Annotated in this window: 23 protein-coding genes and 1 pseudogene; 16 read left to right on the top strand and 8 right to left on the bottom strand. The window is 43.3% G+C overall.

Going from position 1 to position 24,750, the window contains the following annotated elements; all coding sequences use genetic code 11:
- A pseudogene (locus tag BLR43_RS13755) lies at positions 1 to 246 on the bottom strand (hypothetical protein); the annotation flags it as partial.
- 779 nt (positions 247 to 1,025) lie between these two features.
- On the opposite strand from BLR43_RS13755, the gene BLR43_RS12240 reads away from it, so the two are divergent.
- Positions 1,026 to 1,388, top strand: coding sequence for a septal ring lytic transglycosylase RlpA family protein (locus BLR43_RS12240; RefSeq protein ID WP_071002627.1), 363 nt, complete (start codon positions 1,026 to 1,028; stop codon positions 1,386 to 1,388).
- A 107-nt stretch (positions 1,389 to 1,495) separates the two neighbouring features.
- On the opposite strand, the gene BLR43_RS12235 is transcribed toward BLR43_RS12240, so the two are convergent.
- Positions 1,496 to 3,526: an ATP-binding cassette domain-containing protein gene (locus tag BLR43_RS12235; protein ID WP_093071304.1), complete on the bottom strand. Its 2,031-nt coding sequence runs from the start codon at positions 3,524 to 3,526 to the stop codon at positions 1,496 to 1,498.
- 834 nt (positions 3,527 to 4,360) lie between these two features.
- On the opposite strand from BLR43_RS12235, the gene erpA reads away from it, so the two are divergent.
- From erpA to BLR43_RS12195, 9 genes are all read left to right on the top strand, one after another.
- Positions 4,361 to 4,741 (top strand): iron-sulfur cluster insertion protein ErpA, encoded by a 381-nt coding sequence (erpA, locus tag BLR43_RS12230; protein WP_058024722.1) that lies wholly within the window; start codon positions 4,361 to 4,363, stop codon positions 4,739 to 4,741.
- A gap of 19 nt (positions 4,742 to 4,760) precedes the next feature.
- Positions 4,761 to 4,940, top strand: coding sequence for a hypothetical protein (locus BLR43_RS13525; protein ID WP_143007441.1), 180 nt, complete (start codon positions 4,761 to 4,763; stop codon positions 4,938 to 4,940).
- Positions 4,941 to 5,114: 174 nt separating this feature from the next.
- Complete coding sequence (gene gshA / locus BLR43_RS12225; protein WP_093071306.1) at positions 5,115 to 6,689, top strand: glutamate--cysteine ligase; 1,575 nt, start codon at positions 5,115 to 5,117, stop codon at positions 6,687 to 6,689.
- A gap of 52 nt (positions 6,690 to 6,741) precedes the next feature.
- Positions 6,742 to 7,272 (top strand): disulfide bond formation protein B, encoded by a 531-nt coding sequence (locus BLR43_RS12220; RefSeq protein WP_093071303.1) that lies wholly within the window; start codon positions 6,742 to 6,744, stop codon positions 7,270 to 7,272.
- A 453-nt stretch (positions 7,273 to 7,725) separates the two neighbouring features.
- Positions 7,726 to 8,370: a copper resistance protein NlpE N-terminal domain-containing protein gene (locus BLR43_RS12215; RefSeq protein WP_093071302.1), complete on the top strand. Its 645-nt coding sequence runs from the start codon at positions 7,726 to 7,728 to the stop codon at positions 8,368 to 8,370.
- Between the two features lie 240 nt (positions 8,371 to 8,610).
- Positions 8,611 to 10,098: a UDP-N-acetylmuramate:L-alanyl-gamma-D-glutamyl-meso-diaminopimelate ligase gene (gene mpl, locus BLR43_RS12210; RefSeq protein ID WP_093071301.1), complete on the top strand. Its 1,488-nt coding sequence runs from the start codon at positions 8,611 to 8,613 to the stop codon at positions 10,096 to 10,098.
- A gap of 366 nt (positions 10,099 to 10,464) precedes the next feature.
- Positions 10,465 to 10,719 carry a GlsB/YeaQ/YmgE family stress response membrane protein gene (locus BLR43_RS12205; RefSeq protein WP_058024727.1) on the top strand — a complete coding sequence of 85 codons (255 nt, stop codon included), beginning with the start codon at positions 10,465 to 10,467 and terminating at the stop codon, positions 10,717 to 10,719.
- Between the two features lie 197 nt (positions 10,720 to 10,916).
- Complete coding sequence (def, locus tag BLR43_RS12200) at positions 10,917 to 11,471, top strand: peptide deformylase (RefSeq protein ID WP_071002633.1); 555 nt, start codon at positions 10,917 to 10,919, stop codon at positions 11,469 to 11,471.
- A gap of 114 nt (positions 11,472 to 11,585) precedes the next feature.
- Positions 11,586 to 12,761, top strand: coding sequence for a type III PLP-dependent enzyme (locus BLR43_RS12195; RefSeq protein WP_093071305.1), 1,176 nt, complete (start codon positions 11,586 to 11,588; stop codon positions 12,759 to 12,761).
- 82 nt (positions 12,762 to 12,843) lie between these two features.
- Here the strand turns inward: BLR43_RS12195 and BLR43_RS12190 are convergent, their stop codons facing one another.
- From BLR43_RS12190 to dnaJ, 3 genes are all read right to left on the bottom strand, one after another.
- Positions 12,844 to 13,749 carry a hypothetical protein gene (locus BLR43_RS12190; protein WP_093071300.1) on the bottom strand — a complete coding sequence of 302 codons (906 nt, stop codon included), beginning with the start codon at positions 13,747 to 13,749 and terminating at the stop codon, positions 12,844 to 12,846.
- A gap of 34 nt (positions 13,750 to 13,783) precedes the next feature.
- The gene (dapB, locus tag BLR43_RS12185; protein ID WP_093071299.1) at positions 13,784 to 14,614 is read right to left on the bottom strand and encodes a 4-hydroxy-tetrahydrodipicolinate reductase; all 831 of its coding nucleotides are present in this window, start codon (positions 14,612 to 14,614) and stop codon (positions 13,784 to 13,786) included.
- A 184-nt stretch (positions 14,615 to 14,798) separates the two neighbouring features.
- Positions 14,799 to 15,923 carry a molecular chaperone DnaJ gene (gene dnaJ, locus BLR43_RS12180; RefSeq protein ID WP_071002636.1) on the bottom strand — a complete coding sequence of 375 codons (1,125 nt, stop codon included), beginning with the start codon at positions 15,921 to 15,923 and terminating at the stop codon, positions 14,799 to 14,801.
- A gap of 414 nt (positions 15,924 to 16,337) precedes the next feature.
- Here dnaJ and BLR43_RS12175 point away from each other — a divergent pair, with 414 nt between their 5' ends.
- Positions 16,338 to 16,988, top strand: coding sequence for a DUF2939 domain-containing protein (locus BLR43_RS12175; RefSeq protein ID WP_093071298.1), 651 nt, complete (start codon positions 16,338 to 16,340; stop codon positions 16,986 to 16,988).
- Positions 16,989 to 17,128: 140 nt separating this feature from the next.
- On the opposite strand, the gene BLR43_RS12170 is transcribed toward BLR43_RS12175, so the two are convergent.
- Positions 17,129 to 18,193, bottom strand: a complete 1,065-nt coding sequence (locus BLR43_RS12170; RefSeq protein ID WP_093071297.1) for a disulfide isomerase DsbC N-terminal domain-containing protein — start codon at positions 18,191 to 18,193, stop codon at positions 17,129 to 17,131.
- A 331-nt stretch (positions 18,194 to 18,524) separates the two neighbouring features.
- Positions 18,525 to 19,229, bottom strand: a complete 705-nt coding sequence (locus BLR43_RS12165; RefSeq protein ID WP_093071296.1) for a pseudouridine synthase — start codon at positions 19,227 to 19,229, stop codon at positions 18,525 to 18,527.
- A gap of 91 nt (positions 19,230 to 19,320) precedes the next feature.
- Here BLR43_RS12165 and BLR43_RS12160 point away from each other — a divergent pair, with 91 nt between their 5' ends.
- The 5 genes from BLR43_RS12160 (at position 19,321) to BLR43_RS12140 (ending at position 24,326) form a co-directional block, all read left to right on the top strand.
- The gene (locus tag BLR43_RS12160) at positions 19,321 to 19,920 is read left to right on the top strand and encodes a YigZ family protein (protein WP_093071295.1); all 600 of its coding nucleotides are present in this window, start codon (positions 19,321 to 19,323) and stop codon (positions 19,918 to 19,920) included.
- A gap of 239 nt (positions 19,921 to 20,159) precedes the next feature.
- Positions 20,160 to 21,206: a YheT family hydrolase gene (locus BLR43_RS12155; RefSeq protein ID WP_093071294.1), complete on the top strand. Its 1,047-nt coding sequence runs from the start codon at positions 20,160 to 20,162 to the stop codon at positions 21,204 to 21,206.
- Between the two features lie 74 nt (positions 21,207 to 21,280).
- Entirely contained in the window at positions 21,281 to 21,823 is a 543-nt protein-coding gene (locus BLR43_RS12150) for an acyl-CoA thioesterase (protein WP_093071293.1), read from the top strand.
- Between the two features lie 18 nt (positions 21,824 to 21,841).
- Positions 21,842 to 22,219: a VOC family protein gene (locus BLR43_RS12145; RefSeq protein WP_093071292.1), complete on the top strand. Its 378-nt coding sequence runs from the start codon at positions 21,842 to 21,844 to the stop codon at positions 22,217 to 22,219.
- A 430-nt stretch (positions 22,220 to 22,649) separates the two neighbouring features.
- Positions 22,650 to 24,326: an ATP-dependent nuclease gene (locus BLR43_RS12140; protein ID WP_093071291.1), complete on the top strand. Its 1,677-nt coding sequence runs from the start codon at positions 22,650 to 22,652 to the stop codon at positions 24,324 to 24,326.
- Here the strand turns inward: BLR43_RS12140 and BLR43_RS12135 are convergent.
- Positions 24,327 to 24,750 (bottom strand): transposase (locus tag BLR43_RS12135; RefSeq protein WP_143007440.1); only part of this gene is annotated, 424 nt, incomplete at its 5' end.

Raw genomic sequence — 24,750 nt, 5'->3', positions numbered from 1 at the left:
AAATAGTCGATATATCATTAAAGCCAGTTGATCGTAGTCTATCCTCGCTTCGGCAAAAAATCGCTGTAGTCTGCGATAGTGACTGTCGGTCTTGCCACCCTTAGGAAGGTGTCTTGCTGTTTTTTTAAGATTACTGCTTTGAGCAGTAATCAGGGCTATTATCATTAGGCTCAAACAATTGATTCTTGCCTTGTTCATGCTCAGGTTTTGGGTTAAAGTCTCACTAAGTCTGTTAAAGTTTGGCATGGTCTATTCGTCTTAAAAATTACTATTATGCCTTTGCTTTAACAGACTTTTTTGTTTTTTTGTCGTGTGCAGAGATAAAACTTATAGAAATATATCTCTATAGTAAATATTGCTCTAGATGACTTCCTAGAATACTTTATATCACTGACTTTTATTGATGTAACGAAAATTGAAAAATATAAGATAAAGACAAAAATAAAGCCGCCTAATGATTACTAAAAGTGATTAGATCGTCTTTTTTACTCAATGATTGTTGTTTATATTTACTGAAATATTCCAACCTCTGTTTTTTAACAGCCATGAACCACCATGTTTTTCTTAACGACTCGCCATACGATATGACCAGTTTTCTCAAACAGCCCAAAGCAATCAATAATTTTGGTTTTTTTACAGTTTAGTAATAAAATAGAAACTTTTTATTACAATAAAACAGACTGTTTTCGGTAGGCTTTTCGCGGTCAAAACTTACTATATCGATAGTATTCGTATTTATATAACACTTATTTACATTTTGTTATTTACTTTCTGGTTTCTTGTTGACTTCTTAATAAGAACCATTCTCTATAAGTCTATCTTCAGTACTCATCCCTCCATTATTTTTAGTCAAAAATGATATTTTTTCCTTAAAAAACAAGCGTTTGACCTCGTGAGTTTTTTACACGGCTGTAATAGTTTGACAATCTATATCTTGTAAAATCCCCTCCTTATTCATACTCATAGGGGTATGACAACATAGGCAAGCATCGCTGTCTATTTCATAAATTGCTTATAGGTCATGAATGTCACATTTAATTAAGTCTTTGGTTGTCACGTTATCACTATTGCTGAGTACCACAGTTTTTGCGGCCAATACCAGTTATTACGGCAGTAAGTTTCATGGTAAACGCACTGCAAGTGGTAGTATCTTTAACATGAACTCACTAACCGCTGCCCATCGCACGTTACCGTTTGGCACAAAAGTTCAAGTGACCAACCAAAAAACAAAAAAAAGTGTCGTGGTCAAAATCACAGACCGAGGCCCCTATATTCGAGGCCGTATTCTTGATTTATCGAAAGCTGCTGCTAGTCAAATCGATTGCCAGCTTTGTACGACCACAATGAAAGTACTGTCCTACGGTGATGGTAAATACCGTAAAGAATAATGTTGCAAAAAACGATGTAAAAAAGGGAGGGCTGATGCCCTCCCTTTTTTATGTTTGATTACTTACGACGAAAATCTCTTAACAGCCAAATCTCATATAACTTGCTACTAAAATTCCGCTTCCATCTCTTCCAGCGTCGTCATCGATAGCAGCAATTTTTCTTCGTTATCGCTGTGCTGCTGCTGTAGCGCGGTTTGCTCATTCAATAAGACCAGTAAGTCCGCCTTACGGCTTTCTTCGTACAACTTGGTATCAGCTAGCTTTTCCTCAAGCGTTGCAAGCTGCCCTTCAATCTTGGCAAGTGCTTTTTCTGTCTCTTCTATCTCGCGGCGGATAGGTGCAGTACGTTTACGCTGTTCAGCGGCTAATTTGCGTTGTTCTTCTTTACTAAGCGCTGGGGTCGCAGTGTTACTTTTTGATGTATTATCAGGTGCTGTATTGCTCACTTGATTAGTCACTTGGCTATTGCCTGTTTCACGTGAAACGAATTTTTTACTCTCTTTCTTGCTTTTCTTCTTACTGCTACTTTTGTCTTGTAAATTTTCTTGCTTACGCTTTTCTGCCAGCCATTTGCCGTAGTCACTGATGTCACCGTCAAATTCATCGATTTGACCATCATGAACGAGATACAGCTCATCACAGACATTGGCAATTAGCTCACGATCATGCGAGACCAGCACCACGGCGCCTTTAAAACCTTGCAAGGCGATCGTCAATGCTTGGCGCATTTGTAAGTCCAAATGGTTAGTTGGCTCATCGAGTACAAGGACGTTGGGACGTTGCCAAACGATCAATGCTAAGGTCAGACGCGCACGCTCGCCACCAGAGAATAGCTCACTAGGGGTGTCAATACGATCTCCGCGAAAATCAAAGCTGCCCAAAAATGAGCGTAACACGGCATCAGAGGTCTTGCCTGCTAGGCGGCGCAGCATTTCTATCGGCGTGGCTTTGGCATCCAAGATATCCATTTGATGCTGGTTAAAGTAGCCAAGTTTTAAGGTATCGGACACGCGGTAAGTACCTGACAAAATTTTCAGCTCGCCGACCAAGGCTTTAATCAAGGTCGACTTACCTGCGCCATTCATGCCCAATAGGCCAATACGCGTATCCGGCGTCACTTGCACATTGGCATCACGCAGTAGCGGCGTCTCGCTGTAGCCAATATCTGCATGGGTCAGCTCAATCAGCGGTGAGCTCATGTTTGCCGGTTCATAAAAGCGAAAAGAGAATGGGTTGTCAGCCATCATTGGTGAGAGCTCCGACATGCGCTCTAACTGCTTGATACGGCTTTGGGCTTGCTTGGCTTTACTGGCTTTGGCACGGAAACGACGAATAAAATCATCCAAGTGGGCGCGGGTCGCTTCTTGCTTCTCAAAGGCTTGCTGCTGCTGCGCCATGCGCTCGTGACGGGTGCGAATGAACTGTTGATAATTACCCGTATAAAGGGTTATTTTTTGCTGCTCGACATGCAAGATATGACCGACTGTGGCATCCAAAAACGCTTGGTCATGCGAGATGACGATGACCAGTCCAGTATAAGCATTGATCCAAGTCTCAAGCCAGAGAATGGCGTCTAAGTCTAAATGGTTGGTCGGCTCATCGAGTAACATCAGATCAGCGCGGCTCATCAAAGTTTTGGCGAGGTTTAAGCGCATGCGCCAGCCACCTGAAAACCCTGAGACAGGCAGCTCGTGCTGACTGGTGTTAAACCCAAGGCCTGCCATGATTTGTGCCGCTTTGGTTGGCGTACGGTAGCCATCGATTTCATCGAACTGCTGATGCAAGACGCCAATTTGCTCATCACTGACGCTACTTAAGTCATTGAGCGCTGCATTGATCTCATACCACTGCTCATCACCGCTCAACACGTAATCAATTGCCGTCTGATCACTGGCTCCGACTTCCTGCGCCATATGCGCGACATGCCAGCTATCAGGAATACTGACCTCACCTTTATCGAGCGTGACCTCGGTATCGCCTTTGCCCATTTGCGTCAACAATAAGGCAAATAAAGTCGATTTGCCGGTGCCGTTGTTGCCTGTTAAGCCAACTTTATGACCTGGATGTAGCTGAAAGCTTGCACCTGCAAACAATTCACGACCATCACGGCGAACACCAACGTCTTTAAATTCGATCATATAATTTCTTCATCTCAGCAATAATATAAATATAGGGCAATAAGAAACACACATAGGGTATGCCAACTGGCGGCTATTATTTCAAACGCTTGCCGCATAGGCAAACAATTAAATAACTATTTCAAAACGAAGTGTTTTAAAATTAAGTATTTATGCCAATGACCCTAGATTATATAATCCTTGTCAGCCTATCGATACGAATGACTAGGGCGTGTTGAACATTCGCAAATAGGCACTGCTGATCGCTAAAATTGTTCCAGATACGGCACAAAGCGATGATAATGCAGATGCCTTAGCGAGATTTGTAACGCAGTATGGGGCAATTTTAGCATCAGCCCCAACGATAAAAGCAGGGGACAGGACTCTTTTTTGCCGCTTCATCGTTAAAAATAAGTGCTTAGAATGACTAAACTTATTATTTTTAACATCGAATCGCCTAAAAAATAGTCGCTGTCAGTGCCATGGTCGAATGTTCAATACGCCCTATAATAAGACCTTTGGCAGCCATATACTCTCGCACACATAATGAGTATAACCTTGATAGCTATAAAAGTTTTGATTCATCAGTTTTGGTAAGGACGATGACTCTTGACAAGCGAATCGCTACTCCCATTATGATATACTGCTAAAGATAAGTGCTTATCATCAATAAAGTGCTTTGGTGGCACAAACACCGTATTGATATCGCACAAACAGCTTATAATGCACCAATAGCTTTGCCATAACGACAGCACCCAATTAAATCAAACGCCGTGCGTATCTTTATTTGCAATCATTTTGTTGCAAACCCAAACAGGACGACGACCGCATTTGATCCTAGCAACTGAGGTAGATATGAACGAATCAGCCAACCAATTTAATCCAAGCTCAAATCAGCCAGTAGATCCTACGGTATTAAGCCTAACCGACAGTGCGGCACAAAAAGTACGCCGTCTGCGCGAAGAAGAAGGTGATAGTGAACTGATGCTACGCGTCTATGTGACGGGCGGCGGCTGTTCAGGTTTTTCTTATGGCTTTAACTTTGCCAACGACTTAAATGAAGACGATGCCAATTTTGATAATGGTGATGTGACCTTGGTTGTTGACTCGCTAAGCTATCAATATTTGCAAGGCTCTACCGTTGACTACACTGAAGGGTTAGAAGGCGCACGTTTTGTCGTGACCAACCCCAATGCCACCACCACTTGCGGCTGTGGCTCGTCATTCTCAATTTAGGTTTTCGCGATTTGGCTCTATGACCCAACGATACTATGCCTTTATTGCGTCTCAACATTCCTGTGATCATGCGCCAAAGCCGTATTGGATGACTTGCAGCATCGCGATCAAAGCATCTATCTTTGAGATAGATGCTTTTTTGCCAATATTGATGAATCCGCAAAGTATCCGTGCTGACCAATTTCATCAAAAATACTGAGAAAAATCTAGCCCAAACGTCCTGCTCAAAGCTTATCGTATTTGTAATTGTTCGTGGTTTTCAATACGGCTTTGAGCTAAACTGACGGAATTATTGACCCAACATTTACCTCTTTTATGGACAAACGCCCATCGTGTTTTGATCTGCCATAATGAATAACAATAGATGACTATTATGAGTAATTTTGCGAGTAGCTTTGCTAATTTTGACATTCCCAATTGGTTTGGCAGCCAGCATTTAACGGGTATGCTCCGCGGTATCGAAAAAGAAGGACTGCGCGTGAGGCCTGATGGTTTTTTGGCACAGACGCCGCATCCAGCCAAACTCGGATCAAAATTGACTCATCCTTTTATTACAACCGATTATTCAGAAAGTCTGCTTGAGCTTATCACCGAACCAAAAGCTTCGCCAAAAGAGACACTCAATATGCTGCGTCAATTGCATGTATTGGTGTATCAAGGCATGCCTGACGGCGAGCTGATGTGGCCGCTATCTATGCCTTGTATGTTGTCTTCTAAAGATGAAGATATTCCACTGGCTGATTATGGTAGCTCTAATACAGGTAAGCTAAAAACCCTTTATCGCAGTGGTCTTGGTATCCGTTATGGTCGCCGTATGCAGACCATCGCAGGGTTACATTACAATCTATCTTTTGGTGACACGCTCTTTGAAACGTGGCAAGCGCAAACCCCAACGGCACAAGAGCAGACGCTAACAGAATTCAAAAACGAGAAATACCTAGGGCTTATTCGCAACTTTAAGCGACTGACCAGCATTGTGTTGTATTTATTGGGTGCAAGTCCAAGCGTATGTCCTTGTTTTGTTGCTGGGCGTGAGCATGATCTAGAGCGTCTAAATGACTCAACCTACTATAAACCGACTGCCACCAGCCTGCGTATGGGCAAACTTGGCTATACCAATAGCGTGCAAGAGCAGCTAGATATTCGTTATAACTATTTGCCAGAGTATGTCGCTGGACTACGCCGCGCGATCCAAACACCGCATGAGAGCTTTGCCAAGCTTGGTCTGGAAGATGAAGATGGCAACCCAGTTCAGATCAATAATCATATCCTTCAGATAGAAAATGAATACTATAGCCCTATCCGTCCTAAGCAAATTGCGATGAGTGGTGAGACACCAACCGAAGCGCTTGAGCGTCGCGGTATTGCTTATGTTGAGTTTCGTGCGATTGATCTCGATCCTTATAGCGATGTTGGTATTCGTCTCTCTAGTGCTTGCTTTTTAGAAGTGATGGCGCTCTACTGTCTATTCAGCGATTCACCTGATTTGCTGCCTGAAGAAGAAGAAGCACTCGCTATTAATCTAGAGCGTGTGGTCAACGAAGGTCGCCGTGAAGGTCTGCACATCATCAATAACGGTCAAGAGCAATCGCTTGAGGGCTGGATGCTGATGCATCTAGAGCGTATGCAGCCACTTGCTGCATTGCTAGATGCTCATTATGGTGGCAATGACTACCGTGCTGCAGTGGCATTGATGCAAGGCAAAGCCGGACATTCTGAGTCGACGATCTCCGCCCAAGTAAACTCTGATAGCAAACGCTTAGGTAGTCTATGGCAGCTTGGTTTTACATTAGCGCAGCAGCATCGCGAGTCATTATTGCAGCAGACTCTCAGTCCAAACACCCAAGCGAAATACGAAGTATTGGCAGAAAAGTCTATCTTGCAGCAGGCTGAGATTGAGAAGTCTGAGACAGAAGACTTTATGGACTTTTTACAGCAGTATCGCTAAACCTGATTGCATCCTAACCTCTGTATAGATGAAACCATAAGAGTAACGCACCATGCGACAGCTGACCACTTATCGTAACTTACAAATATTTTTAGTATTGATGGCCATAATAGGCATGAGCTTTGCACTGTTTTATTTACAGCGCCATCTAGGGCTTTCGCCTTGCCCGCTCTGTATTTTTCAGCGTATTGGTCTAATAGTCATGGGCGGTTTTGCGCTGATATCAGCATTATTTAATCCAAAATCCAAAGTGGTGAAGTTGCTATTATGGCTTGGTAGTTTGGCAGGTATTGGCTGGTCTACTGCTGTGGCTATACGCCATGTTTGGCTACAGCACCTACCTGCCGATCAAGTACCGTCATGCGGCCCAGGCTTGGACTATTGGCTAGATACCTTGCCTATGTTGCAAGTGCTCAAAGAAGTATTTGCAGGTTCTGGTGAGTGTGCTTCTATCGATTGGACGTTTGTCGGACTTAGTATCCCTGAGCTGTCGTTGATCCTATTTAGCGTACTTCTTGTAGCGCATGGGGTGATGTTGTGGCGTATCGTGCGACCTATCACCAATCAGTCTATCGCTCGATAGTTCATTAAAATCACTTTATATTTTACCGTTATCACTTCTTTCTAAACAGACATTCATACTCTGCTATGCAATGTCTGCTTTATTATCTGCGACTGTTAAACCTCCTTTATTACCTACGTTAGACAAACCGATAGAGCCTACTTTGCTATACCAAGCATATTGAACACAACAAAAAGTCCACAGATATATCTGTAACCCTTTGATACCTTTAGACAGCCTGTTTTTTCAGTGGGTAGTTTTAGTGAGCAGTTATGAGAGCGCCATCGCTTTTGAGCGATAAATTGTCTATATTTCAAAGATCAGATACGCTCTCAAATTCCAATATCTATATTATCGCAACGTTTATACGACCCCTTGTCTCTCTTTTTTGGCAACAAGATTATCTTGATAACGGTTGCCAGTGGCATAGGTGATTTTTAAAAACGCTATTCAAAAACTGTTTTTGGTATGACCATGATATATCTTGCACCTATTTGCTTTACCACATCTACTGTCATTAGACGCTGGGGACCGTCCTTATTAGCGGTACCACTCTGTGTGCTATTGATAGGCTGTGATAGTGCCTCCTCGAATTCTGATCAAGACATGAGGACTAAAGCTTCATTTGTCGACGCATCAGCAGAGTCTGCTCCGCAGAGCACATCAGAAGAGATAGAAAGCGATAGTATGTCTGAGTCAAATCCTGATGACAGTTTGAATGAATCTACAGAAGGGCAATCACTTATTGCTGCTGCTCAATCCAGTAATGAGGGGCATATGCACCCTTCTACTATACACTCAGAATCGAACAGTAGTGCGCTACAAGCCACGCTAATGGGTGATTATGGTGGTATGGTGCCTTGTGAAGACTGCGATAGTATCGATGTCACTTTGAACCTATTTTCTGATGGCTCTGTACTAAAATCCAGCACCCATCACGATGCTGAACAACAGCGCGCACCGTTACTTGAGTCTGGCGTCTATCGTCAAGATAAAGACAAAATTACCATTGTATATGAAGACAAACATATTGAGTCTTATTATATTCAAGACAATCATCTGATTTTGATAGATGAGCAAAAAAACCTAAATAATGACTATACGTTGTCACGTAAATAGACAGCAAGTGCTTGGTATGCTGCCAAATAAGACAGCATTTATCAGCTAGATAACGCCTACTTGTTAGGCGTTTTTTGTTGGTCATCGACCAGCATTTACTTTACAATGATCGCTTGTCTGCCAGACTACTGCCATGGCAATGACTGATTAAAACGTTAGTCACGATTGATAACAGCTCAGCACTCAAAACTTTATTTTTACTCTCTCTATTTCACTTATTCAAGCTCTTACGGAACGTCTATGCATATTCATATTCTTGGTATTTGTGGTACTTTTATGGGCTCGCTAGCATTATTAGCGCGTGAACTTGGGCATACCGTTACTGGCTCAGATACCAACGTATATCCTCCTATGTCTACCCAACTTGAAAATGCGGGCGTCACTATTGAAGAAGGCTATCTCGTAAAGCATTTGCAACCAGCGCCAGACTTGGTCGTTGTTGGTAATACGATGAAGCGTGGCATGGATGTGATTGAATATATGCTAGATACGGGTCTGCGCTACACGTCAGGTCCGCAGTTTTTGTCAGAGCAAGTGCTGCAATCGCGCCACGTGATAGCGGTTGCTGGTACTCATGGTAAGACAACAACGACAACCATGCTTGCTTGGATATTGCATTACGCTGGTATCGATACAGGGTTTTTAATTGGCGGTGTGCCACTGGTCAATACCACTGATGAGCACTTACAGCAGGTATTTGCACACAGCAGCTATCTAGGAGCAGAAAAAACTGACGATGATACGACAGTCCCTTCTGGTTATTTTGTCATTGAAGCTGATGAGTACGATTCTGCGTTTTTTGATAAACGTTCAAAATTCGTTCATTATCGTCCGCGCACCGCTATCTTGAACAACCTAGAATTTGATCACGCCGATATTTTTGCTGATTTGAATGCGATCCAAACGCAGTTTCATCATATGGTACGTATGATTCCAAGCACTGGAAAAATTATCATGCCTGCAGCAATTATTAGCTTAGAAGATACGTTAGCAAAAGGCGTTTGGACCCCTATCTGGCGTACTGCTGTCATCGATACGACCGCATCTAATACCAGTAAAAACGACCGTACGCTTAAAAACAATAGCGACTGGCAAGCGGAACTCATTCGCGAAGATGGCAGTCAGTTTAAAGTCAGTTTTGCTGCTGATAAAGAAGTAGCTGTCATCGACTGGGGCATGAGTGGTATTCATAACGTCAATAATGCTTTGGTTGCCGTCGCGGCTGCTTATGATGTCGGTGTCAGCATCTCTACCGCTTGCGCCGCATTATCGGCTTTTGCTGGTATCAAACGCCGGATGGAGTTGATCGGTGATGTAAACGATGTCTTAGTCTTTGATGACTTTGCCCATCACCCTACTGCGATTACCACAACATTAGACGGTGCCAAAAAGAAACTGGCTGGCAGACGTATTTGGGCGATTATTGAGCCGCGCAGTAATACCATGAAAATGGGTATTCACCAAGACAGCTTGGCTGAGTCAGCTGCCCTCGCTGACTATACATTGTGGTATGAGCCAGCGGGACTGGAATGGGGTTTGAGAGAAGTCATCGAACAAGCCACGGCTACAAGTGACTCCATCATTAACCAGCAAGTAATGTCTAGTGTCGATACTATTATTGAACATATCAGTAGTCATGCTCAAGCAGGTGATGCAATAGTCGTGATGTCCAACGGTGGTTTTGAGGGGATTCATCAGCGTCTATTAGCGGCATTGCGTGATAAATAAACGATTGATTTAACCCTAAACCCTAAACCCTAAACCCTAAACCCTAAAATTAGTATCTAAAAAATTAGTATTAAACAAAAGCGTGGCTGTCTCATAGACGGGCTACGCTTTTTTTATTTAATTCCCTATCCTTATCAAATTCTTCTGTCGTGGCTAAATGATTGATACGCCATTCTGTTAGCACCACGGCTACCTTTGTAACCTTCCGTTTACCTATTGCACCTACGTAATAGCAAATCTGACTTTTTCCTCACATAGGCCCTACACAGGTAACATTTTTTGCTTACTCTTGCGTTTGAGGAATCTTTACAATGGAGTTATTAAATTAGCAACACATTATAAATATTAATAATTTTGGAGAATATTATGAGCTTTATTTGGATGATTATCGTCGGTTTGGTTGCAGGTTTATTGGCACGTGCTATCAAACCAGGTAGCGACCCTATGGGCTGGATCATGACGATCGTATTGGGTATCGTCGGTGCCATGTTAGGTGGCTTCCTAGCGAGCTTAATTGGTATCAACGCAGATGGCGGTTTTACTGGTCTTATCTTCTCAGTTATCGGTGCGATCATTTTGCTATTTTTGTATGAAATGATTGTAAACAAACGCCGTGCATAATTACCGACTAGATAGAATATCTACAAAAAAGCCTTGCGTTAAGTGAGGCTTTTTTGTGTCCAGATACCTATCAAAGTCTTTAATTTGTGAATGCATGAGACCTGATATAGACGGGAAAGTATTGATAAGCATTACTTTTGTCCCCATTTATCTTATAATATCAACCCTATTTTGTCCTTATCATTGAGGTGAGCGTTATGGCACTACTCCCTATCTTAAGTTACCCAGATCCTCGCTTGCGCACGATTGCCAAGCCAGTCAAGGAAGTGACTGCTGAAATCAAAACCTTAATCTCAGACATGATTGAGACAATGTATGATGCTCAAGGCATTGGCCTTGCTGCAAGCCAAGTCGATCGTCATATTCAGCTCATCGTGATGGATTTGTCCGAAGACAAAAATGCGCCAAGAGTGTTTATTAATCCAAAGGTCACGCCATTGGTAGAAGAAAAACAACCGTACGAAGAAGGCTGTCTTTCGGTCCCAGATGTCTACGACAAAGTCGAGCGCCCTAAGAAAGTACGTATCGAAGCATTAGACGAAAACGGCGACGTCATTGATGAGGTGGTAGAAGGCTTGCTTGCCGTCTGTATCCAACACGAAATGGATCATCTCAACGGCGTGATATTCGTCGATTATCTGTCTCGTTTGAAACAGACACGTGCCCGTGATAAAGTTCGTAAAGTCCTCAAGATACGCGAAAAGCAAGGCGCCCAGTCCGCTGAGCAGCAGTCACAACCCATCAGTTCTTAATCTCTTTCTCCTTTACATAATGATGCCTATAGTGGATGTTACTCTCTGATATCCACTAGATGGTGCCAATTTTTTAGCAGATACTGTTCTCACCAAAGGTTTACTACTATGACCATGATCAAAATTGACCAATATTTTGACCCTGCCAGCTGGCAGAAATTTACCAAAGCTGCTGAGGGTCGTGAGACCCCGTTTTTAGTGGTCGACCTAAGTCGTATCGAGACCAAATATCATGAGATGGTCAGCCTGTTCCCGAATGCCAAACTGCATTATGCGATGAAAGCCAGTCCTGCGGTTGAAGTCATCAATCTGCTGGCAAAGCTTGGCTCCAACTTTGACTGTGCCTCTATCTATGAGCTGGATCGTGTGCTTGATTGCGGTGTTGAGCCATCACGCATCTCTTATGGCAACACCATCAAAAAAGCCGACCATGTTAAGTATGCTTTTGAAAAAGGTATCGATCTGTACGCGACTGATTCAGAAGCCGATCTTAAAAATATCGCCAAACACGCACCTGGTTCTAAAGTATTTGTGCGCATATTGGTACAAGGATCAGAGACAGCAGAATGGCCATTATCTCGTAAGTTTGGCTGTCACCCTAATATGGCCATTGATTTACTCATTCAGGCGCGCGAGCTTGGCTTGGTACCTTATGGTATCTCGTTCCATGTGGGTAGCCAGCAAAAAGACGTTGCGGCATGGGATGATGCATTAGCCAAAGTTAAATATATGTTTGACTGGATGAAGAACGAAGAAGGCATCAAGCTACAAATGATCAATCTAGGTGGCGGCTTCCCAACCAACTACATCAGCGAAGTCAATCCTATTAAGGTCTATGCAGAAGAGATTACCAGCTATTTGACTGATGACTACGATGCAGATGAGATGCCTGAGATTATTTTAGAACCAGGTCGTTCACTCGTTGGTGGTTCAGGTGTCTTGGTGAGTGATGTGGTACTGATCTCTCGCAAATCAGACACAGATTTGGCGCGCTGGGTCTATACGGATGTTGGTTTATTCCAAGGCTTAATCGAGACGCTCGGCGAAGCCATCAAATATCCTGTTTATACTCCCAAGATGGAAACGTCTACCAGTGAAGGGACAGTCGTATTGGCAGGGCCAACTTGTGACTCAACCGATATCATGTACGAAGAAGCAGGTTATCAGTTACCAGAGGAGCTTGAGATTGGTGACAAAATCTATTGGCTCACCACGGGTGCTTATACCAACTCGTATTCATCAGTTGAGTTCAATGGATTTCCGCCGCTTGAAGTGGTTTATATTGACTAGGGTTTGAACCTATCATCTATAGAGAAGCGCGGTGCTATTAATAACACCGCGCTTTTTTGTATTTAGCCATTTGCATAATGAGCTATTGAACCAATAAAGCTATCGGTACACTATTAATGCTATTGGTCGTTCGACTGCCGCTGCTGGTTGAGCGTTGTGAAATCTCACCGATCGTCACCCATTGTCCGCGCGGCACAATGATTGTATTGTTCAGACTTTGACTTTGAATGCTATTACTGCTCGTGCCGTACCTATTGTAGGATGAGTTGGATCGCGCCAGTCGCTCTTCAACTTGTGACAACCTCACTTCGACTTGACCATTCGGTAGTAGACGCGGTGTGACAGCAATGCCTTGCGTCGTTGGCAGTAGTACCTGCTGCTGAATGACAATTTGCGCGCTTGGCTGACGGTCAATGGGATAGTGATAATTTGGTTGAATAGTGGCACGATAGTTCTGCGTCAATGAATAGAGCGTGCCGGTACTGATACTAGCGGCACTACCAGAAAGCGTCTGTACTTGATATAAACTGCTGCTTTGCTTCTGGCCGTTACTTTGATTCCAAACACCCGATCCCTGAATATTGCGCTTGGTAATAATAACCTGACCCTGACGAATATTATCCTGAACACTGCTGCTATTGCCAACACGCACAGCGACTGTGAGCGCTTGTGGCTGACGGTCAATCTGCGTGAGTAGCTGCTGTATCATTTGATAATTGTGGGGTGTTGTTATTAGTACTAGCTTACCTTGGTAGATGCTGACGGTGCCGCCATCAGCGCTACTATTGAGTTGTTGCCTTACCACTGGCAGTAGCGACACGCCGCCATAAGTGTCAATCACATAGGTTTGGACGTTACTGGCTTGTACGGTGATTGGTAGGACAGCCAGACTTAGGGCAAACGCGGGCAAGCTTATATTTTTGGTAATATTCACCTTAAGAATGGTACTAGCCAATTCGTGCTTTATACGTATACGACTCACCTGCATCTCCTCACCTTTTTTAAGTCATCGTCAATGCGCTCTAATCATTTAGACCCAGCACATCTTGCATATCATATTGCCCAATGGCTTGCTCAGTCACCCAAGTTGCGGCACGTACAGCACCTGCGGCAAAGGTCATGCGCTCTCGTGCGCGGTGAGTAATCTCAACCACCTCACCATCAGCGATAAACATCACCGTATGGTCGCCGACGATCTCTCCACCGCGTACGGCATGAATACCAATTGTGCCCGACTCACGCTCACCCGTTTGTCCTTCACGTCCGTAGATGGCAACGTCTTTTAGATTCTGTCCGCGCGCCTCTGCGACGGCTTCTGCCATCATATATGCCGTGCCAGATGGTGCATCGATTTTGTGTTTGTGATGCGCTTCGATGATCTCTACGTCAGCCTCATTGCCAAATGCTTTGGCTGCCATACCAAGTAGTTTCAATGACAGGTTAATGCCGGTTGAATAGTTACCTGCGTAGACGATAGCGATTTTTTCACTGGCTTTTGCCAATACCTGCTCTTGCGCCTCATTAAATCCTGTCGTGCCAATGACCATCGCGACATTATGCTCGGCACAAACTTGCATGTTTTTTTCAGTCGCATCAGGCAAGCTAAAGTCAATCAGCACATCGATGTCATTAATTACAGCCTCTAGCACGTCAACGATTTGCACCTCTAAACGTCCGATAGCTGCCACCTCGCCTGCATCCGCGCCGACGAGACTCGATCCTTGGCGCTCAATCGCTGCATTCAGGATGGTCTTAGGATTATTTTGTACCGCTTCGATAAGCATACGGCCCATACGACCACCTGCACCGATCACACCAACTTTGATGGTTTGTTCTGTTGTTTCTTGACTCATATCGCTACCTTACATACTTTATATTTGGTGGGTTATTTTTGGATATCATTTATCGTCAGTTTAACAAATATCGTTAACTGAGTGGTTTTTTATCAGCATAAGAAAAAGCCCAAAGGTTTCATGTGAAACCTTTGGGCTTACTCTCAGTATGGCTATCTAGAAACAGTCTGTCTTAGTTAAATAATCAGTCAAACAAATCGCCAATCTTTTTAAAGAATGATTTTTTATGTGGCGACTGCTGATGCTTACTGTCATCATCTAACGTATCTTGGAACTGACGCAATAGATCTTTTTGCTCACGAGTCAGATTGACAGGGGTTTCGATGACCACACGGCAGATCAAGTCGCCTTTCATCGTGGTGCGTACTGGCGTCACGCCTTTGCCGCGTACACGTAGCAGTTTGCCACTCTGCGTCCCTTCTGCCACTTTGATTTTTACTTTACCATCCAAGGTTGGGATTTCAACTTCTTTACCAAGTGCGGCATCCGTGATACTGACTGGTACATCCATATAGAGGTCCGCGCCTTGACGAGTAAAGACGTTGTGCGGTTTGACACGTACTTCGACATACAAGTCGCCGTTCTGTACGCCTGCGGCGCCAGCTTCGCCTTCACCTGCCAGACGGACGCGATCACCATCATCGACGCCCGCTGGGATAGATACTTCTAGCGTGCGTGATTTGTCTTTGACGCCATTACCATGACAGTCAGGGCAAGGGTTTTTGATTTGCTTACCAGAGCCGCCACACTGTGGGCAAGTCTGCTGCACGGCAAAGAAACCTTGCTGCATGCGCACTTGACCCTGACCATGACACATCTGACAGGTCACGACATCAGAGGCATCTTTGGCACCTTTACCATCACAGGTATCACATGGCGCTGGCGCGGTGAAGCTGATTTCTTTTTTGCAGCCGCGTACTGCTTCTTCTAATGTCAGCTCGATCACATAGCGCAAGTCAGAGCCGCGACGCGTGCGTCCACCACCACCGCCACGTGATTGACCGAAGATATCGCCAAAGTTACCAAAAATATCGCCAAAGATGTCTTGGAAGTTGCCGCCGCCTGCACCGCCACCCATGCCATTTTCAAAGGCAGCATGACCCATGCGGTCATACGCTGAGCGCTTTTCTTCATCGCTCAGTACTTCATAAGCCATTGAGGCTTCTTTGAATTTGTCTTCAGAATCAGGGTCATCAGAGTTGCGATCTGGATGATATTTCATGGCAAGCTTGCGGTAGGCTCGCTTAATCTCCTTGCTGTCAGCGGTCTTGCTGACACCTAATACTTCATAAAAATCGCGTTTACTCATGGTTTCTCCTATCGTCTTCGTAGCACCACCAGCTCGTCAGTTCGTTAGCCTTGATCAGCTTTTACCATTAACGGCCTTCATCTCATACACAATCACACAGCAACGTTTCATGTGAAACATGGCAAACCACAATGTCACAGGATGATAATATGTGCATGTAACGAAAAATACGGTGGGGGCTACTTAGCCAAATCAATTATAAAAAGTTTGCGCTATTTATGGAGATGGTCTGCTGATTTATCAAGCGCTTAAGTCATGAAATTCATAGTTGAGGTCTTGAGTCGGCGGTATACACGATTTATTAAGATTATTACAAAGCTTTTCATACCTGAATAATGACGAGTCGTGCTAGTATTTATCGCCATATCTACGGTCATTTATACCCATGACGTTTGCGACAAGGTTCCCCGTCTTATGAAAAAGCTGATTGTTTTATTAATCGTGATTGCCGTAGCAATCTATGCAGGCTCCCCTTATTACAGTGCTTATCAGCTCAAAAATGCCTACGATGCCAAAGACGGTGCCGCTATCGCAGCGACCATTGATTACGAGCAAGTGCGTCCAAGCATCCAACATCAGCTGACTGACCAGTTTGCCACGACCATGACAAAGTACCCACTGATTGCTGAGTTGGGCGGAGACGCATTAACCCAAGCAGCCGATGGCTTTATCACAAAGGCCGTCGATGGTGCCATCACGCCGCAAAATATCGAAAAGGTCATTAACACTCAGGGTCAAGCCAATACAGCAACCAAAGAGCTGGCGGCGGCATGGGCCATCGCAAGCGATCAGGTCGATCTCAGAAACCTCATTCAAAGCTTGATTGTTCAGCACGGCGATGTCGATGCGGTGGTCAAGAGCCAAATCCAGCAAGTCATGAAAAAACAAGCGGCGGAGCTCGAGCAGCAGGCGGCACAAGGCAACGATAGCGACAAGCCAACATTGAGCTACTGCGGTATCAATTGCTTTGCTATCAGCGGTCAAGTCAAAGGCTATCCACTCACGATAGAGATGCAGCGCCAAGGCTTGATTGAGTGGAAGATCGTCGATATTGTCTTGCCATAAACAAGTTGAGATCGCTTTTGATATTCAAAATTTTGATAAGTCAAACGATAAAAACCGCTTTATGAATCAGCTCATAAAGCGGTTTTTTGTGACGTGATTTAAAATCTTTATTCACTAAAATGTGAACGACACCAATGTGATTATTCGATACCCAAAAATTCTAAAAACTCAGGACTCTCGAAGCTTGCTTGATATAGTACACCGTCCTCACGGTAAATGGCAGGCGTTGCTATCACCGCCAGTCCAGCGGCTTTTTCGCGATTGGGCGTCACGTGATCGACGTTACAGCTCGCTGATGCAGGTGTCATCTCTCCTTGTAGCATCGCCTTATCAAATGCCTGACGGCGACTGTTTTCGCTACCTTGGCACCAGATACCGCGCATTTGCTCAGGGGACTGCTCGTATATCGGATAGCCGATGACGTTGACCGTCACTCCTTTGGCATTGAGCATGGGTATTTGCTGATGAAATCGGCGGCAATACGGGCAGTTGACGTCATCAGCCACATAAATCACCGCCTTCTCAGTTGTGGTGGCTGGATAAATAATCAGTTGGCTTTCATCCAATATCGCAAACACCGATTGGTTTTTGCGCCGCTCAAAACTCTCATCGAGCCCGATAAACTGACCGTTTTCGATCACTGATATCTCACCGTCAGTGATGTACTGCGCATCGTCCGATAATAAGAAAGGCACCCCTTCTAGCGTTGCGCCCCAAATCACGCCGGGTACTGCGGTATAAAAGAACGGCGTTTTTGCACTCATGTTTTTGAGCGCACGCGTATTTTTGAGCAGCACCGATTTGACTGCTGCACTGACAGGCTTGCCTACCTGCGCACTCGTGCTGCGTACTGGTGTTTTGGTCACTACCCGCTTGCTTGAATTCTTTTTTAACTCACCTTGGATGACATAACGACCGTCTTTTGTGATGTGCAGCGGCGGCTGTTCAGCCAAGTTTACCTGATACATATTGGGTAATTTGGACGGCGCAATGGAGGTAATCTGCGTTTTGATACCGGCTTGGGTTAGCACTTGGCGCAAGCGTTTATCAACAGTTGCACTTACCGCTTTGCTCGTCTGCATGCTTTGATTGTTTTGGTTCAATTGGGTGCTCGCCGCATCCGCTGAGTTTGACTGAGCACAAGCCGTGGTTGCGAGTAGTACAAGGCTAATCAGGCTTACCGAATTAAAGGCAGATAGTTTCACAAAAGCAGTCCTCGTTAATAACTCATAAATTCTGTACTTGATAATATCTATCTTGATTGCTCATCATAATATTATGTAAAAAAATAGATTGAGATATCAGACAGACTGTATCACAAGGAAGGTTTACACAAATGATTAGCGGCGCAATTTTGCAAAATGGCTACCCAACTTTAAGAGATAGGCAACACAAGCAGACCGCAGAAATAGTAAAAGAGAATCACAAACATAAATAGCTGACAACAAAAAGCAGCACACGGTGTCGTGGCTGCTGATGAATTTAAAATAATAACTTAAACAGTAGTATGGATGCGCATACTAAAGAGGTCAGTGGCTAGAACTTGGCGACTTCTTCTGGCGTTAAGAAACGACTGTCGCCTTTCTCTAAGCCGTCTAGATTGATATGACCGATACTGGCGCGGTGCAGCGCAACGACTTTATTACCAAAGTAGCCCATCATGCGTTTGACCTGATGGTATTTGCCTTGCTCCAAGGTTAGACGCGCATGGGTCTCATCGATAAACTCAAGGGTAGCCGGTTTGGTCGGCTCATAATCGCCCTCTAACAAGATACCTTCGCCCACCTTTTTGATTGCGCGGGCTTGCTCCTCCTCGTTCATAGGATCAGCAAGCGTTAGCTCATAGACTTTGGCGTGCTCGTGCTTGGGACTTGTGACACGGTGTAGCCAGCCGCCATCATCGCTAAGCAGCAGTGCGCCTGTGGTATCGACATCTAAGCGACCTGCGATACGTAAACTGCCTAGCTCTGGTACGGCAATCAATTCGGTGACGATAGGATACTCTTTGGCCTTTAACGTACACTCAAAGCCTTCAGGCTTATGCAGCAAGATATAACGATTACCCGTCGCCACCGAGAGCGGCTCGCCTGCCCACAGCACTTCATCATTGATAATATCGACATGTAGGCCAGGGTCTTTGACCACCTCATCATTGACGGTGATCTCAGAGGCGTGGAGGATTTTTTTGGACTCTTTGCGTGACAGCTCAGTGGCTTTACTGATAAATTTATCGAGACGCATACTTTTTACTACCTTTAGTCATATAGGGTTTTGTTATAGTGGTGTCAGTTTAACATATCCCATCTAACCCTAAGTGTACCATCGATGCAATATGAGCTATCAAACCTTAAAAAACCCCGTGACCGCGCGGCTTGAGATCAAAAAATCTGAGTTTATCGCTCATGCCTATCCTGTCAGCTCGCGTGAGCAAGCGATGTTTCACGTGGAACAGCTGCGCGAGCAATATCCTGATGCGCGCCATTGGTGCTGGGCCTATATCATCGGCGACCCTGACAACACCACCAGCGCAGGCTTTGATGACGATGGCGAGCCGAGTGGTACCGCAGGGCGACCAATATTAAATGTCTTGCAACATAAGTCCATCGGCAACGTGATCATCGTCGTCGTGCGTTACTTTGGCGGTATCAAGCTAGGTGCTGGCGGTCTCACTCGTGCCTATGCAGGCTCCGCCCAAGCAGCAGTCGATCAGATGATATTGCAACCTTACGTGCCGATGACGCAAGTGCAAATACTAGCGGACTTTGCGACTGAAGCTCAGTGTCGCTATGTGGTTGAGAGCTTGAAAGGTGGTGTTGATGATGTCGCTTATAGTAAGCAAGTTACTTTGACTGTAACTATCGCAGAGGCCGATATTGAGACCTTAAAAACTGAACTAGCGATTGCAGGTAGAGTGATAGAACCTACAGATTAGTATGTTTTAAAGAAGTAAACTGAGCTTAATTACATAATACAGTAATCACCTGTTCACTGAACCGTTCACCGAAAGCTGTTGGAAGCTTGCTGCGAGCTTAGTATGATGACAAATTCGTTAAATTAACGATTTATAGACTTAGTCTTATAAAATTGTTTTGTTTCACTTGAAACTAGCTATCTAAATTATACTCATATTTTCTATTTATACTTTTATTTTACAACTGTAGAAATCCTACTATGACAACCTTTACCTATAACCCCTTTAAACCGCCCTTTTGGCTGACCAATCCACACTTGCAAAGCATCTTGCCCAAGTTTTTTGCGCCAAAAGCACCAACTTATCGCCGCGAAGTCGAAAAAGACTCTTTGGATGAAAGCGATATTGCTTACGATTTTTATGATGCGCATCCTATAGAACATTCAGAAAACTCAGAAAATTGTGAACTTGAACAAACGCCATTAATCGTTTTGTTCCACGGTATGGAAGGCAGTAGCGATAGCCATTATGCCCGCGCTCTGGCTTATCAGATGCACGCGCAAGGGTGGCACTTTGTGGTCGCCCATTTTCGTAGTTGTGGTGGTATTCCAGCTAGTGGACGGGTGTTTTATAATGCAGGTGATACGGGCGAAGTGCACTACATGCTGCAAAACCTAAGCGAAAAATACGCCAATATCTATGCAGTCGGTGTCTCTTTAGGTGGCAATGCACTGGCAAAATATATGGGCGAATACGGCGAGAAAGCGCTCTGCAAAGGCGCGGCTGTTATCTCCGCCCCTGTTGATATGTCATCAGCGGCGCTGAGTATGCATAGCTTTTTAAGTCATCGTATTTATACGCCTTATTTGCTCAACCCAATTATCAAAAAAGCCTTAGCCAATGACATTACTCAAGAGGAGATCGACTCTATCAAAGCGGTCAATCGTATCAGCGACTTTGATGATATCTTTACCGCGCCGCGTCATGGCTACCGCTCTAACAACGACTACTATCATAGCGCCTCAGCCCTGCCCTACTTACGCGATGTCAAAAAACCCTTATTGTTGATTAGCGCCAAAGACGATCCCTTTTTGGGTTTTACCGCCACCGCGAACGATGTCTCCGACTGCGTCACTATTATCGATACGAAGCACGGTGGACATATCGGCTATTTGCGTTATCGCTCAGATAAAGGTCGAGCAAAAAATAATACTAATGGCAAATCTTCAAAATTTGATATTAACTGGATACCCGAAACGGTGAGTGCTTACTTCAATTGGATTGGGGTCGAGTCACATAAAAAATAGGCCTAAGTAGCCCTGACAATAGCTCCTAATTTAACGACTTTTAATGCTGTTCTTTAAACCTTCGAGACGACTTTATGTACCCATTTATCCGTTATGCCAGCACCATCGCTCATGCCGCCTTAAAAGTAAAAAAGGGCGATACCTTAACTCTAAAAGAGACCAGCGAGATTCAGTTTCGCTGTCGCCTGACGGATATCGATAATTTCTTAGAGATGAATAACGGTCGCGTATTCACGCTGTATGATTTGGGGCGTATGGATTTTGCGGTGCGTAGCGGACTTGGCACGCAGCTGCTAAAACAGCGTTGGGGTCTGGTCATCGCTGGCAGTACCATCCAATATCGCAAGCGTATTCGTGCCTTTGACAAAGTCACGCTAAAAACTAAAATCGTCGGTATCGATGCGCGCTGGCTCTATATTGAACAATCCATGTGGGTCAAAGGCAAACCTTGCTCCTCTGCGCTACTGCGTACGGGCGTGACCAAAGGTGGACGGGTGATCGATACTGCGCAAGTACTGGCCGCATTGGGCAAGTCTGACTGGGACCTACCGCCAACTGGCTATGTCGCCGAATGGATCGAGAGCGATCGTGATCGTCCATGGCCACCGCAGGACTAGGATTGAGTAAGGATACTTATGAAATTTCGATATGCACGGCACACCAATAATTTGGACACCCTTATTGATTTTTATCAGAATATTATTGGACTAGAAAAGCTGGGCGGCTTCAAAGACCATAATGGTTACGATGGTGTTTTTTTAGGATTTCCCGATCAGGATTGGCATATGGAGTTTACCTATTCCGCTGATAAAGCAAACCATCATCCTGACAGGGATGATTTGATCGTGTTTTACTTAGACAACGAAGAAGAAATCCAAACCATTATAGATAGAGCAAAACAGGCAGATATACTACCAATCACCTCACAAAATCCTTATTGGAATGAAAACGGCATCGAGTTGACTGATCCAGATGGATTCGGCGTCATACTAACGATAAGTCCGTTGAAGTAAAAAGCTAGAGTCAGTCTGTTTAGGGCGTGTCATTGGAATTTGCCGATTAGCGGTGATGATATGGTTAAGCTGCTGATGAGTGCGAAAGTATTGTTGCAGTTGAATTAATAGCAAAAGTTAAGAAGTAAAGTTATAAAAATGTGTCAATTTTCTTAGTCATCTTTTGGGTAGCTTGGATGATTGGCTCTTTTTTTGTGTAAAAATTCAGTATATAGATTATTTATAATAAGCTTTTATGGCACACTAAGGGAGAGATGGTCATAACTTTCTATTTACATTAGGCCTCTTGCAAAAGTACCAATTTACTAAACTTTATCAACGAGGCGGTAGGGGCTAGCGACGACTTATGCAAGAGGTCTATTTGAAAAGATTAGGACATAATACAGCTACATTCACTTATTTAAAATAATATCTATGGAAGTCATAAGTAATGAAATACCAACTAGTAGAATTTAGAATCAGAAACTATCGCTCAATAAGTGACATTAAGCTGAAAATAGATAATGACAATCTAACAGTTATATGTGGTTCAAATAATGTAGGCAAAACTAACTTCTTGAGAGCTTTAAACTTATTTTTCAATCCGAAAATTGATAACTTTGATGCAGATAGGGATGTCCCGTACCATATCGTGGAGGGGTCAAGAGGTGCTGGATACAAAACAGTGCTAACAGGTAGATTTATTGAAAATAAATCTTCTGAGGTTTTGGAAATAAAACAATCTTTTAGTGAGAAAAAGGGTATAAAGGAGGTAGTTCTCGAAGGGAAGAAAGGTAGAAAATCGTTATCCAAACTAGAAATAGAAGATTTTTTAAATAGTAATTTCAGCTTTTTCTTCATTGAGGCAAGTAATATAGATATACCCAAGCTAATTTCAGAGATTGTCAATGATGCTATCTTACCTTTAGGTATGGATAAGAGAAGAGGCCAAACTCAGAAAGACTCTCTTGAAAAATTAAATCAGTTTATAGATTTATCAAAGAGTGCTGTAAAAAATATTGAAAACGACTTAACTAGTATTTTCCAAAACCTATTAAAGGAGGTTGACTCGATAGATTCTGATAATTGGAAGCTTCAAATTAAATTCCCAGAATATGACTTTCTTAGAGAAGCTATTTCTAAAATTATCGAATTCACTTTATACGATACCAATGAACGGAAACTGGAAACTAAAGGGAGTGGAATTCAAAGAATTATCTTATTGTCTTTAATACAGTATGTCAATTCAAGAACTAAAAAGGATGTTATTTGGGCAATAGATGAACCTGAAATTTTCCTACAAGCAGGTTTGCAGAAAAGCCTATACTCAAGGCTATTAGAAGAGTCTAAAGATAGTCAAATATTAATAACTACTCACTCTCATTTTTTCATAAATACACAGAACCTCAAAAACACCTTCTTATTTGAAGGTACTAAGGAATTGAAAGAGTATGCTAGAAAAGAAGGTTTTTTATTTTATAAGCTAAATACGATGGTATACGAAGGATCTGATTTTGAAAAATCTCAAAGAATCAAACAAAATTTTGGTATAAGTAAAAATGATTCATGGGAAGTAATGCCGTTTAATGTTCTAGTAGAAGGACAGGAAGATAAAGACATACTTACCTTTTTGTTTAAAAAATTCAACTTACCTATTCCGAACATCCTAATTGGAGGTGGTGTTACCAAATATCCCAGTTATCTAAGATTCTTAGAAGAATTTTGCTCTGATTTAGAATATAAACCAAAAATAGTTGCAATATTTGATCGTGATAGTGAAGGCAGGAGCATTTTTAATTCTTTAAGAGGTAGGCATTATAAAGATATAGATTTGAACTGTAGGTATATCATTCGAGCCGATGGTAAAGAGTATAATGATATTGAGCTTGAAGATTTTATCTACCCAGATATTTTATATGATGCAACGAATAAAATATTAAGAAGAAAAAAATATAAAGCTATAAAAAAATCTGACAGACTCAAGAGAACTTCTAGGGCGTATAACAAAAGTCCTATATTAGATTTTATTACAGATATTACTAAGCAAAATAATCCTGAAAAAAGCAGTATTAATTTTACTCAAGAAGGTATGAAGATGATTTTAACTAATACTTGCTGTCAAATATAGTCAGTTCAAAATAAAATTGTTATGGTTAGGACAAACATCATAAAACAACTTGGATAAGTCGTTTTCCATCCAGCCTTGGCGTAGAAACTTTACTTGTGCCCATTTCTTTTCAATAGGGTTCAAATCAGGGCTGTACGGTGGCAGCCATAGAATACGATGACCATGCCTATTCAGTAGCTTTTGAATGCGCTTCTTCTTATGAAATCGAGCGTTATCCATCACAATCACGCATTTGGTTTTAAGACTTGGGATTAGGGTTTGTTTGCACCAGTTGTAGAATATGCTGCTGTTAATGTTGTGCTTAAAGTAATCTAGTGCAAACAGCATCTTTTCATAGAGAGCACCGATAACGTTGGTTCGCTTTTTACCTTGCCAGTTGTAGCTATCGATACAGGGTTTACCAATCGGTGCATAACCATGAGAG

Origin of the sequence: Psychrobacter pacificensis (assembly GCF_900101915.1) — a bacterium.
GTDB classification, from domain to species: domain Bacteria; phylum Pseudomonadota; class Gammaproteobacteria; order Pseudomonadales; family Moraxellaceae; genus Psychrobacter; species Psychrobacter pacificensis.
This window is presented reverse-complemented; position numbering and strand designations above follow the sequence as displayed.

Coding starts and splice junctions, on each gene's coding strand:
- BLR43_RS12165 (WP_093071296.1), bottom strand. CDS start 19,229: ATGCGTCTCGATAAATTTATCAGTAAAGCCACTGAGCTGTCACGCAAA.
- BLR43_RS12190 (WP_093071300.1), bottom strand. CDS start 13,749: ATGCAGGTGAGTCGTATACGTATAAAGCACGAATTGGCTAGTACCATT.
- BLR43_RS12160 (WP_093071295.1), top strand. CDS start 19,321: ATGAGCTATCAAACCTTAAAAAACCCCGTGACCGCGCGGCTTGAGATC.
- BLR43_RS12220 (WP_093071303.1), top strand. CDS start 6,742: ATGCGACAGCTGACCACTTATCGTAACTTACAAATATTTTTAGTATTG.
- dnaJ (WP_071002636.1), bottom strand. CDS start 15,923: ATGAGTAAACGCGATTTTTATGAAGTATTAGGTGTCAGCAAGACCGCT.
- gshA (WP_093071306.1), top strand. CDS start 5,115: ATGAGTAATTTTGCGAGTAGCTTTGCTAATTTTGACATTCCCAATTGG.
- BLR43_RS12240 (WP_071002627.1), top strand. CDS start 1,026: ATGTCACATTTAATTAAGTCTTTGGTTGTCACGTTATCACTATTGCTG.
- BLR43_RS12235 (WP_093071304.1), bottom strand. CDS start 3,526: ATGATCGAATTTAAAGACGTTGGTGTTCGCCGTGATGGTCGTGAATTG.
- BLR43_RS12175 (WP_093071298.1), top strand. CDS start 16,338: ATGAAAAAGCTGATTGTTTTATTAATCGTGATTGCCGTAGCAATCTAT.
- BLR43_RS12150 (WP_093071293.1), top strand. CDS start 21,281: ATGTACCCATTTATCCGTTATGCCAGCACCATCGCTCATGCCGCCTTA.
- BLR43_RS12140 (WP_093071291.1), top strand. CDS start 22,650: ATGAAATACCAACTAGTAGAATTTAGAATCAGAAACTATCGCTCAATA.
- BLR43_RS12205 (WP_058024727.1), top strand. CDS start 10,465: ATGAGCTTTATTTGGATGATTATCGTCGGTTTGGTTGCAGGTTTATTG.
- BLR43_RS12195 (WP_093071305.1), top strand. CDS start 11,586: ATGATCAAAATTGACCAATATTTTGACCCTGCCAGCTGGCAGAAATTT.
- erpA (WP_058024722.1), top strand. CDS start 4,361: ATGAACGAATCAGCCAACCAATTTAATCCAAGCTCAAATCAGCCAGTA.
- BLR43_RS12145 (WP_093071292.1), top strand. CDS start 21,842: ATGAAATTTCGATATGCACGGCACACCAATAATTTGGACACCCTTATT.
- BLR43_RS12155 (WP_093071294.1), top strand. CDS start 20,160: ATGACAACCTTTACCTATAACCCCTTTAAACCGCCCTTTTGGCTGACC.
- dapB (WP_093071299.1), bottom strand. CDS start 14,614: ATGAGTCAAGAAACAACAGAACAAACCATCAAAGTTGGTGTGATCGGT.
- BLR43_RS12215 (WP_093071302.1), top strand. CDS start 7,726: ATGATATATCTTGCACCTATTTGCTTTACCACATCTACTGTCATTAGA.
- BLR43_RS13525 (WP_143007441.1), top strand. CDS start 4,761: ATGACCCAACGATACTATGCCTTTATTGCGTCTCAACATTCCTGTGAT.
- mpl (WP_093071301.1), top strand. CDS start 8,611: ATGCATATTCATATTCTTGGTATTTGTGGTACTTTTATGGGCTCGCTA.
- def (WP_071002633.1), top strand. CDS start 10,917: ATGGCACTACTCCCTATCTTAAGTTACCCAGATCCTCGCTTGCGCACG.